This window comes from Methylophaga sp. UBA3613, from assembly GCF_002375415.1.
GTDB lineage: Bacteria > Pseudomonadota > Gammaproteobacteria > Nitrosococcales > Methylophagaceae > Methylophaga.
On the sequence record NZ_DFLS01000006.1, the window covers coordinates 105645 to 117934 of the forward strand.

The following is a 12290-nucleotide window of genomic DNA, read 5'->3' on the forward strand; positions in this document are numbered from 1 at the left end:
AATCGATATGCAATTTAACATAATATACATTATACGAACTTATGAAATGACAAGAATTCGAGATAAGCCATGCTCAAAAAACAGTTTCCAGTTAACTTCAGATAATATGTGTTATGACTAAAGATTGGTTTTCTAAGATCGTTCAAAATTTAAAATCTGAGCGTTTTCACGATACAAACCCCACAAGATTTTAAATTCTGCATGGTTGGTAATTTGGTTAGTCAAGAAATTTAGATGTTCTCAGATTCTTAATATCGTCATACAGCTTTTCTCGTTTTAAGTGTGTCCTTCATGGCCGAAAAATATAGATAATTGAAATGATTATCACTTGCTCAACAACTATCCTCAATTGAACTTTCCTCGCCACACTATCAGCGATATAAATGCAGCTGCAGAAATACAAATCAACAAATCAGTTATATGCAGAGGTGACATGTGAAATACCGCTGAGACTGATGGTATTTGTACTATCACTATGCTGACGAATATTGTTGTTGCAACAATAATTTTTGAAGCCATGCTGGACAATTCACTCAAAGTGATTGTTACTGCAACGCTAGTAGCTATGAGCATGACCATTGCCATTGCTCTCGCATGGTTGACGTCATTATTACTCCCAAGGCTGAATAAATAGGCAACAAATAGCATCAATGTCGTAACTAGACCAGCACTGAAAATAGTGACCCAGTGCCTTTTAGCAAAGAATGTTTCATTTTCAACACGATGAGTCTCGGACAGTTTTTTCCCAAGGGGCATTTCCTGAAATACCAACAAGGCAGTTGGATGAATAATCAGCTCTAACCAGACTATGTGTAAAGGTAAATAGAGAAGAGGGAAACCGAAAAGCGGAATGATTGCTGCTGTTATAACCAATGGGATATGAATGATTAGGAGGTAAGCAAAACTGAGCTGAAGATTTTTGAACAGTTGACGACCAGCGAGAATTGCATGGGTGATAGTTCGAAAATTGTCATCCAGCAGAACTACTGACGCCGACTCACGAGCACTTCGAGTTCCTCGCTCTCCCATGGCGATGCCAATGTCTGCAGCTTGAAGTGCAGGAACATCATTAACCCCATCACCGGTGACAGCCACTGTCTCTCCCATCGACTTGAGCATTGTCACGATCTCAAGCTTCTCCGATGGTACTGCGCGAGCAACAACGTCAATGTCTTTGAGCTGCTCAGGATGAGATTTCAAAATACTTTTCAGTTCATCAGCATTGATAATAGTAAGTGTCTTCCCTCCCCCTAAGCCAATTTCGTTGGCAACGGCTCTGGCTGTTAGTTGGTGATCTCCTGTAATCATCAATACATGAATATGACTGTGTAAGCATTCTTGGATGGCATCAGAAACGCCTTTGCGAACTGGGTCTTCAAAAGCCAACAAGCCGGCAAATTCATAATTTATTTCAGGCTCAGCATCGTGCCAGGATGACAAACTCATAATCAGGCTTGCACAACCAATGACCTTATGTCCAGTCATGGCAAGTTCACTAACCTGATTATTCCAATCTGCAAGCTCCTGTTCGCTGAGAGTACACATCTTGAGAATCGTCTCAGGGGCACCTTTTACGCATACTTTTAGAGTTTCGCTATCCCATTTGTAGATGGCGGTTTCTCGTTTGCGATCCTCCGTGAAGGGAAAGGTAGCCATAGCGGAGCCAAAATCTTGCTCGGACGGACTGCGCTGTAATATCTCAAAATCCAGTGGGTCATGGGTTTCACTTCGTGACGCACCTGCAGCAGTTTTGAGCAGGTCTGTTTCACTGGCCTCTTTAGCCGGGAAACAGTGAACAAGTTTGAGCTTGCCTTCTGTTAGCGTACCGGTCTTGTCTGAGCAAATATAGGTGATGCGTCCAATATTCTCCACCGCTACAGCACGCCGTACTAGCGCGCCACGTTGAGCCAAGCGATAAATACCCACTCCAAGAAAAAAAGTAAAAACAACGGGGAACTCCTCAGGGAGTGCTGCCACTGCTAAAACCAGTGCACTCATAAGCGCATCCAGGTAACCAAAGCCTTGATATAGTCTTACCAAAGCAAGAAGAAGGCAAAGAAGTGTCGCGGCAATAATCAATATGCCTACAAGATGGGCTATGGCTTTCTGTAGCTGGGTCCTTTCATTACGGCTTTGTACAACCGACCTGACAATTTCGCCATAAAGTGTTTCGCAGCCAGTAAAAATAACACGTACTTTGGCGCTTCCTGTCAGTAGCCTGGTTCCAGCATAGACCCAATGAACTGAATCTACCGAATTTTGCGTCGTTTCTGGATCTAATCTTGGTATGGGCTGCTTGCGTAAAGGAAACGATTCGCCGGTAATTACTGATTCATCAAATTGTGAAACTTCAGCGCTTAGTAGAACCCCATCCGCAGGAATATAGTCTCCAGCTGTTAACAAAACGAGATCGCCGGGTACGATCTCAGCCGTTGTTATCTGCATACTGGAGCCATCACGTATCACATGTGCAGTTGCAGCTAGTCGATTTTTGAGGCCTTGAGAGGAGGTTTGTGTTCGTCGATGTAAGTAAAAATCCATTCCAATCAAGGGGATTATTGCTGCAAAGAGTACGAAAGATTCGACAAATTCGCCCAATGACAAGAATAGAATTGAAGTTGCTACCAGAAACCAAAGCATCGGATCACGTAGTGTGTCTTGCAGTGCTATCAGTAATGGCGAAGCCGATGTGTCGATTATGTCATTAGGCCCGTATTTCTTGAACCGAAGCGCCGCCTCTGCCTTTGATAAACCTTGATTGTTACTTAATATGCCCTGCAAACGATCCATGGGTACGTACCGATGCATGATTTATTCCCTTGATTCAGTGAGAATGGTTTCTTAGAAGGCCATCAAAGATGATAATAAATTTGGTTGAATAGCCAAACAGCCAAACCTATAAATATTGACCAGAAACAGAGCCCTTTAAAATACCCCATCAAACTCAAAGACCATGATCTATTTCCGTCATTCATTGCTGGTAAGCCCCCAGAAGCTATCTTGAGAAGCTCTGGCGACATTAGTACAAGAAGCGTAACAACGCCACCAATTATGAGGATTGTCAGAGCCGCAGCCAGTATGAATTTATAGTTATGTAATTTCATAGTGGGTTCCTCCATCCACCATTAATCCAATTGCTGATGGTCATTTTTAAAAAAATACAAATATGCCCACTAATAATAGTTATACCCCATAATTACTCTCATAGATTTTCGTAATCAACAATATGATTGCAGTACGTTTTCTATCTGTTCCTGTCGATCAACACTATTGAATGGGCAACATAATCCTACCTCAGGAAAATATCTCTATGTTGCAGATTACTAGTGATAACTATTTCCTCACCGATAACCATTAGCACTTTGGATAAAATGCTTGTAATTTCAATTATTTCCCAACATTGACAATATGTGTGATGTGGCCTACTGGCAATCGATATGGGAAGTAAACAAAAACCAATAGATGAGGCGATCTTGATTGCGCCCCTCTTTATCTCATGCACGGGTCGCATTGATCCATTAAAAGCAAAGACATCAACATTATGTGATGTCAATTCTGGTTCGATTATTTTATAAGGTAATGATTTACTATCTTTAGGGAATAAAATTGGTGAATAACCAAAACGACGAATCAGCTCAGCGATACCGAGCCTCGAAATAAGTCTTTTTTAACAATGCAGGCAATATAGTCCTTTAGAAGGAATATATTTCCCATGCCAAAACAACATTAAAGCTTGTAGTCGCAACTCAATAACTATTTCTAACTTTTTGCAAATGCGAGCCACGATGACGGGCCGAGAATAGAGAATTTGCTTGGGTCATTGCATTTCACTTTGAGCACTATCCTTCTTTTCAGATAATGGGTCAGACTTTGATTTGTTTTCAATCCTAAAAATAGGAGATTTAAGAAGTTGTTCCGAAACCTCATAAACCAAGATCTTTTCTATTTTATGGTTGTCATAATCACAAAGCTTCGACTCTGAGTCCGGATTTCTGCTCAGACAGGAATTCAGATGAAGGTAGAATTTAAAAACAACGACATGCTCGCTTTCATGCTCGGTAAATACTACATATTCAATAAGCTCGGGCATCATGGTTTCCACGACTACGGGACGATGTTTAATATCAAGAGAAACTCCCAACACTATTATGGATAGCTGATCATCATCAAATCTCAAAGAGCCAACTGGATTTTCCTCTTGTCCATGGTGCTTCCTGAGTTCTAGCATGAATTCCTTATGCCTTTCTCTTAGCCGTTTTAAATTTTCAGCTGCTTTTTCTATATTAATAACATTGCTCATATGAAACTCCTATTCAACTTTACGATTTACCGTAGCATAGGCGTATCAGCCTTAGTGGCTTATTAAATTTACATTTTAAGATGAAATACTTTACAAAACTTCACCTAGACAGGAAGTTGTATCCGTATTTTTAGAGATTCATATGAGCACATCTCTAGTAGATCACACATCAATTTAAAGATGACTTTTAAAAACCACCTTTGTATTGTTGCAGCATAAGACATACTTTTAATACAAATCTCGGCATAAGCTCGACATTCACAGCCAATAATCAGACTGATATTTACTACCATAAAAAATATGTATTTAATTAAATCAATAGATTAAGTCGGTGCAAGTGGACATGCTTTTACTGAGAATGACAACAAACCCCACAAGATTTTAAATTCTGCACGGCTTGTAATTCATTGACTCCAGATATTCAGATTGTCTAAATGGAATCTTTTTTCACATTACAAAATATATATTGCTACCTACCATTGAAATCATGGAATAATCTTTTCAGCACGTAAACGATCAAACAGGTCAAAAAAAGCAGCTTTTGTTTCGCGGAAATGATCGAAACCGAAATCGCGTGTCTTAGTCGTATCGTTGACGCACTCTTGATCCCGCCCCAGGTCTGCATCGGTATGCCACCAGGAAGCCAGTTTGCTAATGTCCGACTCAACCAAATCATGCTTTTTAGCAATTTCGCGCCAGGTTGTATCGGCCCCATTCATCTGAGTTTCTAGTGGCTGTGGTGTTTCAGGGCAATCCGCGACTTCAAGACCAAAATACTCGCCGATTTCACGCCACATGCGTCTCCAGCGAAAAACATCGCCGTTAACCGTATTAAAAGCCTGATTTGCTGCGCCTGGAGTTGTTGCGGTCCACTCCATCTGGCGTGCCAGAACTAATGCATCGGTCATATCGGTTAGCGCATTCCACTGAATTTGCGAACCTGGAAATACGAATGGTTTGTCTTTTGCCCTGCAGATCGTGGCATAGACTGCAAGCGTTGTCCCCATGTTCATAGCGTTACCTCGGGCGTAGCCGATCACTGTGTGTGGACGATGCACATTCCAGGAAAAGCCTTGACGCCGGGCGGTTTCGAACAACACATCTTCAAGCGCATAGTAAAAGTTGTCGCCGGGGACTCGTGGTTCGGATTCGCGAAACGGTGTCTCAGTGCGACCGCTACCATATGCTTCGAATGAACCGAGATATTGTTTGGTCCCGGTTACTAGTGATGCGTGTTGTAGGTCGGCATCTTCAAGCGCTGAGAAAAGATTACGCATCATGCCACTGTTGGCCTCAATGTTAGCCTTCTCATTATCGCGACGTATCCATGTGCAGTAGAAAACATGAGTGATCGGCAGACCGGCTAATGCCTCTCGGGTAGCCGAATCATCCAGCAGATCTACAGTTACCGGAATCACGCCGCTCTGTTCAGTCGCGTGCCGTGAAAGACCAAATACCGTCCATCCGCTGGCAACCAAATATGAAGCCAGATTACCGCCGGTTATCCCGGTGGCGCCAACGACTAGTGCAGTACCTTTCCGCATGAGTATGTCTCCTTTCGGGAATGGGGTCAGCCCAGATAAGTCGCTTACAGGACTCATTCCAGCCATTTATAGGATAAAGTCCCTAAAGGGACTTTATTATTCGAAATTTTGATTTGAATAGAGAAAAACGTGACATATTTTCCCTAATTAAATGGCTTGAGAGCTACTTCATTCAATACGATACAGCAATTTAAATCGGCAGAAACTGCTTATGAAAATGAAGCACCTATTTTAGTAACAATTTAGCAGATAGCTTGGCAGTCAAGGGGTCAGAACGACCTTGATACAGCCTTCCTCATGTTTCTGAAATAATTCATAGCCGCGAGGCGCATCGGCAAGTGCTAAACGGTGGGTAATAATCTGTGAAAGATCGCTCCCACCCTCTTCTACATGCTTTAATAATGGCTCTAGGTAACGTTGCATGTGGGTCTGCCCAGTCTTGATAGTGAGCCCTTTGTTCATCACTGCGCCCATCGGAAACATATTCACGAATCCGACATACACCCCCGGTATCGATAGCGAACCGCCCTTCCTACAGCACTTGGCGATTTGTTGCAGCACATATGGATTTGGAACCCCTTTGACGTGGGCCAGGTCCTTCGCCGTGTCCATTATCGAATTTACAGCACCATGTCCATGTGCTTCCGCTCCAACCGCATCAATGCAGCCGTCCGGGCCACGACCACCGGTCATTTCCATCAATCGTTCGTACACTTCATCTGGATCGAAGCTGTCGATGATTTCTGCGCCGCCAAACGACTTCGCCATCGCGAGGCGTTCGGGAATGTGATCGATGGCGATAACTCTTGCAGCACCAAGCATCCAAGCACTGCGGATCGCAAACTGGCCGACTGGACCGCAGCCCCAGATTGCGACGGTATCTCCTTTTACAATATTCGCATTCTCAGCGGCCATGTAACCGGTCGGAAATATGTCGGACAAGAACAATACTTTTTCATCCGGTAGACCGTCCGGCACTTTGATTGGACCGACATCCGCGTGAGGCACTCGCACCAGTTCTGCCTGGCCTCCAGAAAACCCGCCGGTCATGTGGCTGTAGCCGAACATTCCGCAGGTTGCATGTCCCATCTGCGCTTCAGCCAAATGCGACTTGGGATTGGAGTTATCGCAGAGAGAGTACATCTGTTTTTTGCAGAAAAAGCATTCCCCACATGCTATTGTGAAAGGAACCACTACCCGGTCTCCGACTTTCAATCTTGTCACCGCCGAACCGATTTCAACGACTTCGCCCATAAACTCATGGCCGAGGATGTCGCCTTTTTCGAGCGTTGGCACGAGCGCGCCATACAGATGAAGGTCGGACCCACAGATCGCGGTAGCCGTAACCCTGATAATCGCGTCATGGGGATCCTGCAAAACGGGATCGTCAACGGTATCAACCCGGACGTCCTCCTTGCCGTGCCAGCAGAGTGCTTTCATATCGTAAATTCCTAAGAGAATGTTAATAAGATTTTATTCTTGGGAATCTATTCACTCTGTTCGCAATCCAACATTACATATTATTAAGCCTTAGCGATACAATTTAAGATTTTCAATTCTGAATTATCACTTAAGCCGTTAAACACTAAATTCAGATTTTCTCAGATGTTTTATGTAGTTTTCTGAATGACTAATCAAAGCCTATGAATACGCTTGTGTAAGTTGCTGGTGAATAATTTCTATAGCGCGATCAATTTGTGCTGCATCGTTGTAACGGCCGAAACTGAATCTGAGTGATGAGGTAGCTTCTGCTTCTGTAAGACCTATGGCAGACAAAACATGCGATGCTTGGGGATATTCGCTATTACAGGCTGAACCCGTGGAAGCACAGATTTCGGGTTGCATCCCTGCCAATAAATTTGTGGCATCAACATTTGCAAACCTGATATTCAGGCAACCTGGGTGGGTGTTATCCGTTGTGCCATTAATAGTGAAATCAATATCATTGTTTCTGAGACCAGCCAGAAACCGTTGTTTCATGGAAGACAGCCAGGTTCTGTTGTGCTCTGCCCCTTCCCTGCTTAATTCCATCGCTTTGGCAAACCCCACTGATAAGCCGGTAGGCAGCGTACCTGAACGTTGACCGAACTGCTGACCGCCACCATGTATAAACGGTGGCAGTGATGCTTGCAGCGAATTTTTGATATAAAGCGCCCCAATACCTTTCGGGCCGTATACTTTGTGTGCCGATAAACTCAGCATGTCGACATTCCATTGTTTGACATCAATATCAATGGCTTCAGGCGCTTGTGCCGCATCACAGTGAAAAATTGCACCAACGTTATGGGCTAATTCAGCAAGTTTCTGGATGGGCTGAATCACACCAATTTCATTATTGACCGCCATCATTGAAACAAACAAGACCTGATCATTGAGCATGGATTGATATACATCAATATCCACTAACCCGCTTGAATCAACCGGAATTTCGCTTACCTGATAGCCAAGTTTATGGGCAAAAAAATACGCCGCATTTTTAATACATTTATGTTCAATTGAACTGATTAGTATCTTGTTACGCTTTGTAGTATTGGCAAACAGGACGCTTGCAATCACCTGATTATTTGATTCGGTAGCCCCCGAAGTGAAAATAATCTCTTCTGCGGATGCATTTATACACGACTCAACTGTGGATCTGGCCATTTCGGCAGCCTCAGCAGACTGGCGCCCAAGAAAATGTGCTGAATGTGGATTGGCAAACAGATCATCACTATAAATCGCCATCGCTTCACGAACTTCAGGTTCCAAAGGCGTTGTAGCTTGATAATCTAAATAGATGGAGTTGCCAATCAGCACGATAATTTCCTGTAATTAAAATAATTTTATAGCGAATTGTTTATTTTGCCTGCCATTTAAACCTATGACTGTACGTTATTCAAATAAGCCACCCTATCAGCTGCAACCATTAAAACAAAACGACCTACTCCCGATATCCTGGAGTAGATCGCTGAATCTTTTAATAATTAAAATGGATATTGGACCCTACCCGTATCGGGCTTTGATTCAGATAGTTTTGTCAGCAGTGTAAGTCGTCTCTTTACTGTCAATAACGGTCGCTTTCAAAACGCCTGATTTAGTTGGTTTGAAGGTGAAATGCACACTGGGATCTTCACTGAAAGAAATGCCCATATCAACATTGAATAAAGGCTGATCAGCATAATTTACCGACATTGTTTTTACATAATGAGCAGGAATATAACGTCTGGTTTCCTGGTCGAACTGCAAGCCATTATAGTTTGGATGACTTATCATTACCTGGGCCGTAACATCATTACCTAATTCGGGCTTACGCATCCTGATCAGCATTTTACCCAGACGTGATTTTACAGCCTCTGGATCTTTCTGCACCGGTGCACTACAGCCACCTGACGCTTTCACAAAACGCGATACCATATGTAACGTACCGTCATTCATTTCAACAATAGCCCGGACATTCGAATATTGCTGAAAGCGCATGCGAAACGTCAAATCCACCTGTTCCATAGCTGGAGTTAGATGAAAATTGGCGGAATAAGGATCTGGATTGTCATCAATTATGATGTGGATATTTTTAATATAACTTTCCGCTGTCTGAGGTTTGAGTGATTTAAGCGTCAGCGGCACGATGGCAGCATCTTCAGCACGTGATGGAGCTTCTAAAACCAGCCAGTCATCGGCATCGGTTAAAATTGTTTTATTATCAAAATATATCTCTTTTAGAACAGGCCACATCGGTTCTTTTTCTGTTTTAGCGTACGCGGTGTTTAATAGCATAAAACTAATAGATACTGCCCAAAGTGTGTGACGTAAGATATTGTTAAACATGTTAATTCCCCTTACTCCCATTCCAACTCGGTAAATGCAGATGTGACATTACGTTTGTGATATTCCTCAAACAACAGCCACTTATTTTCTTCACTCACGCCAACATTTTCAGTTGCCTGATTGATGGTGCCCATATCATTGATAATCTCCCGAACTTGTTGCCGAATCAGAATGAAGTAATTCTTTTCCTTTTCAAGCGCTGCTTTCCAGTCTTGATGGAGGACCGGGCCGTGTCCAGGGATTACAGTGGCAATATCCATATCCTTTAATTGCTCTATTGCATCCAGCCAGCCATTAATACTTCCATCCAGTGCGGGAATACGCTCAACAAAAAGCAAATCTCCAGTCCACATAGTTTTGGTATTGTTGTCGAGCACCACCAAATCGTTATCGGTATGGGCTGTGGGGAAAGCCATAAGTGTCAATTTTCGGTCGCCTAAATCGATATTTTGTGGCTCGCCTATACTGACTAAGCGGGTAGGTGCAATAAATTCAGCATTGCCGTATGCATCACCCAGAATTTCCTTGAACCTGGTTTCATAGAAGCTACTCCTTGCGGCCATTGCGGCGGGTAATTTGGCACTGCCGACAAAAGTGGTTTGGGGTTCTTTAAATGCCGCATTGCCCAGAATATGATCAGGATGGACATGCGTGTTGATGACATAGCAAATCGGTAAATCACTTTGTTTTCTGATGGATGCAAGTAATGATTTTCCTTCGAGATAACTGCCACCGGTGTCGATTACTGCAATGCAATCATTACCTATAATAAAACCGACATTGGCAATTTTGCCTTGATTTTCCTCATTGGCATCTTCATGTACGCCTTCATGGAAAAAAATGCCTTCTGACACCTCATTCACCACATAACCATTATCAGCATGTGATATTTGAGCCGTCACACTCGCCATCAATAAGCAGCATTTCATTAAAAATTTGACAGAATTTTTAGTTAGGTAAGGCATCGTCACCCTCCTTCGTTATCAGGCGTTAAAACACTTAAAGTGTTGGCTTCAGCATTTGTTTGACCTCAGAGATACTATTAGTGGGAAAACCACCCTTTTCGGCATGTTCTCTAATCGTATCGGCATCGGGTGCACGATAAATACAGTAAATTTTATCGTCGGTTACATAGCTCTCAACCCACTCGATTCGTGGGCCCATATCTTTTAATACACAGCAGGATGTCTCGGTAATCTGGTCAAACTCTGCTTGTGTCAAGTTACCTGCACCCGCAATCTCTCTTTCTATTACAAACTTTTTCATTGTTAATCTCCTTTTAAAAGCGACCGGTCGTCTTTTATTCGAGCCTAAAAAAAAGCCTTTTGGCTTTGCGTGATTAATTAGTGATGTAGTTATCCAGAAGTTCTGCAGTAAAGCGTTGCAAAGGGATAATGGATTGTTCAATTTTCATATGCAGTAATGCGCCCTGCCAGGCATCGAAAAGTAACCTTGCCATCGTTGCAGGCGAAATATCGGTACGCACAATTCCTTGTTGCTGTGCTGATAACAGCCCTTGTTCCAATAATGTGCAATATTGGTTAATCGCTGTTTTTAAGGCCTGACGACAAACATCACTGACACCACCGATCTCCCCCATCAAATCACCCAGTAAACAACCACCTTTGAAATCGGAGTTTTCCAGCTCTTGGGTCAAAGACTCAAAATAAGTTTTGATCGCGGCTAAGCCATCAAGCTCAGAATTGTTCAGGTAAGACTGTAACCGAGTTATAAACGGCTCAATATAATGCGTGATCGCTTCTGCCGTAAAATTCTCTTTACTCTCAAAATAACTATAAAAAGAACCTTTGGGCACATTCACAGTATCCAGCAGCAGCTTGACCCCGGTGCCATGATAACCGTGCATCATCATCAGTTGAATACCCTGATTGAGGATTTGTTCTCTTTTAAATTCTTTTAGATTTGCCATAGCATAAAAAATACGACCAGTCGTCTTTAAAGTCAAGTGACTGAGTGAAAAATTATCGGATAAACACCCTTAGGTAATGAACGACATATTAAAAAAAGTGATCAACTAAGCAATGTGAAATCTCATCGAGTCTTGATTAGTGCATTTTCAATCTCATTATCTTGACGAAGAAAGAAGAACAGACCTGGTACACACTGTGACTGGTTTATTTATAGATTGTTTTTGATTTTATTGCACATTGCTATTAACTGATTAACCTCAGTCTCATTCAAACCCGTTGCACACAATGCCAATTTGGCAATATTTTCACCCTCATCAGCAAACTCACAGCCCTTTGCAGTCAAGACCATGGATTTAGTTTTATCGTTATCTGGCACACTTTCTCTAACAAGATATCCGTTAGATTCCAGCTTTCTTAAAATGGGTGACAAGGTCGCTTTGCTCAAGCCAACTGCTTTTGCAAGCTGCGTGGGTGATGCACCATCGTTTTGCCATAACGCCATCATGACAACAAACTGCGGATAGGTGAGCCCATGTTGTTTTAACAGCTTTCCATATGCCTTGGTGACCTCCCCACTTGTTGAGTACAACGCAAAACACACTTGATCTTGTAGTAACGGTCCCATGGATATCCTGTAATTTTAAATAGGTACTTGACTTACTTGTTTTCGGGTTATATTGTTTGTGTACGAACATTTCGCCAACAAACATA

Annotated in this window: 11 protein-coding genes; all 11 read right to left on the bottom strand. The window is 42.7% G+C overall.

From position 1 onward, the window contains the following. Positions 1–345: 345 nt before the first annotated feature. Entirely contained in the window at positions 346–2790 is a 2445-nt protein-coding gene (locus tag B3S93_RS06760) for a cation-translocating P-type ATPase (RefSeq protein WP_292398906.1), read from the bottom strand. A 62-nt stretch (positions 2791–2852) separates the two neighbouring features. Beyond that, complete coding sequence (locus B3S93_RS06765; RefSeq protein ID WP_292356785.1) at positions 2853–3104, bottom strand: hypothetical protein; 252 nt, start codon at positions 3102–3104, stop codon at positions 2853–2855. A 713-nt stretch (positions 3105–3817) separates the two neighbouring features. Next, entirely contained in the window at positions 3818–4300 is a 483-nt protein-coding gene (locus B3S93_RS06770) for a hypothetical protein (RefSeq protein WP_292356783.1), read from the bottom strand. 485 nt (positions 4301–4785) lie between these two features. Then, positions 4786–5844: an SDR family oxidoreductase gene (locus B3S93_RS06775; RefSeq protein WP_292398909.1), complete on the bottom strand. Its 1059-nt coding sequence runs from the start codon at positions 5842–5844 to the stop codon at positions 4786–4788. A gap of 261 nt (positions 5845–6105) precedes the next feature. Continuing rightward, the gene (locus B3S93_RS06780) at positions 6106–7284 is read right to left on the bottom strand and encodes a zinc-dependent alcohol dehydrogenase (RefSeq protein ID WP_292398912.1); all 1179 of its coding nucleotides are present in this window, start codon (positions 7282–7284) and stop codon (positions 6106–6108) included. A gap of 201 nt (positions 7285–7485) precedes the next feature. Then, entirely contained in the window at positions 7486–8640 is a 1155-nt protein-coding gene (locus B3S93_RS06785) for a cysteine desulfurase family protein (protein WP_292356777.1), read from the bottom strand. Positions 8641–8847: 207 nt separating this feature from the next. Continuing rightward, on the bottom strand, positions 8848–9648 hold the full coding sequence (locus tag B3S93_RS06790) for a quinoprotein dehydrogenase-associated SoxYZ-like carrier (RefSeq protein WP_292356775.1): 801 nt from the start codon (positions 9646–9648) through the stop codon (positions 8848–8850). 11 nt (positions 9649–9659) lie between these two features. Beyond that, complete coding sequence (locus B3S93_RS06795; RefSeq protein ID WP_292356773.1) at positions 9660–10613, bottom strand: quinoprotein relay system zinc metallohydrolase 2; 954 nt, start codon at positions 10611–10613, stop codon at positions 9660–9662. A gap of 34 nt (positions 10614–10647) precedes the next feature. Beyond that, positions 10648–10914 carry a DUF4242 domain-containing protein gene (locus tag B3S93_RS06800; RefSeq protein ID WP_292356771.1) on the bottom strand — a complete coding sequence of 89 codons (267 nt, stop codon included), beginning with the start codon at positions 10912–10914 and terminating at the stop codon, positions 10648–10650. Between the two features lie 73 nt (positions 10915–10987). Next, positions 10988–11578, bottom strand: a complete 591-nt coding sequence (locus B3S93_RS06805; RefSeq protein WP_292356770.1) for a TetR/AcrR family transcriptional regulator — start codon at positions 11576–11578, stop codon at positions 10988–10990. A gap of 209 nt (positions 11579–11787) precedes the next feature. Then, positions 11788–12204: a MarR family winged helix-turn-helix transcriptional regulator gene (locus tag B3S93_RS06810; protein ID WP_292356769.1), complete on the bottom strand. Its 417-nt coding sequence runs from the start codon at positions 12202–12204 to the stop codon at positions 11788–11790. Between the last annotated feature and the right edge of the window lie 86 nt (positions 12205–12290).

Coding starts and splice junctions, on each gene's coding strand:
- B3S93_RS06760 (WP_292398906.1), bottom strand. CDS start 2,790: ATGGATCGTTTGCAGGGCATATTAAGTAACAATCAAGGTTTATCAAAG.
- B3S93_RS06805 (WP_292356770.1), bottom strand. CDS start 11,578: ATGGCAAATCTAAAAGAATTTAAAAGAGAACAAATCCTCAATCAGGGT.
- B3S93_RS06790 (WP_292356775.1), bottom strand. CDS start 9,648: ATGTTTAACAATATCTTACGTCACACACTTTGGGCAGTATCTATTAGT.
- B3S93_RS06800 (WP_292356771.1), bottom strand. CDS start 10,914: ATGAAAAAGTTTGTAATAGAAAGAGAGATTGCGGGTGCAGGTAACTTG.
- B3S93_RS06810 (WP_292356769.1), bottom strand. CDS start 12,204: ATGGGACCGTTACTACAAGATCAAGTGTGTTTTGCGTTGTACTCAACA.
- B3S93_RS06770 (WP_292356783.1), bottom strand. CDS start 4,300: ATGAGCAATGTTATTAATATAGAAAAAGCAGCTGAAAATTTAAAACGG.
- B3S93_RS06765 (WP_292356785.1), bottom strand. CDS start 3,104: ATGAAATTACATAACTATAAATTCATACTGGCTGCGGCTCTGACAATC.
- B3S93_RS06775 (WP_292398909.1), bottom strand. CDS start 5,844: ATGCGGAAAGGTACTGCACTAGTCGTTGGCGCCACCGGGATAACCGGC.
- B3S93_RS06780 (WP_292398912.1), bottom strand. CDS start 7,284: ATGAAAGCACTCTGCTGGCACGGCAAGGAGGACGTCCGGGTTGATACC.
- B3S93_RS06795 (WP_292356773.1), bottom strand. CDS start 10,613: ATGCCTTACCTAACTAAAAATTCTGTCAAATTTTTAATGAAATGCTGC.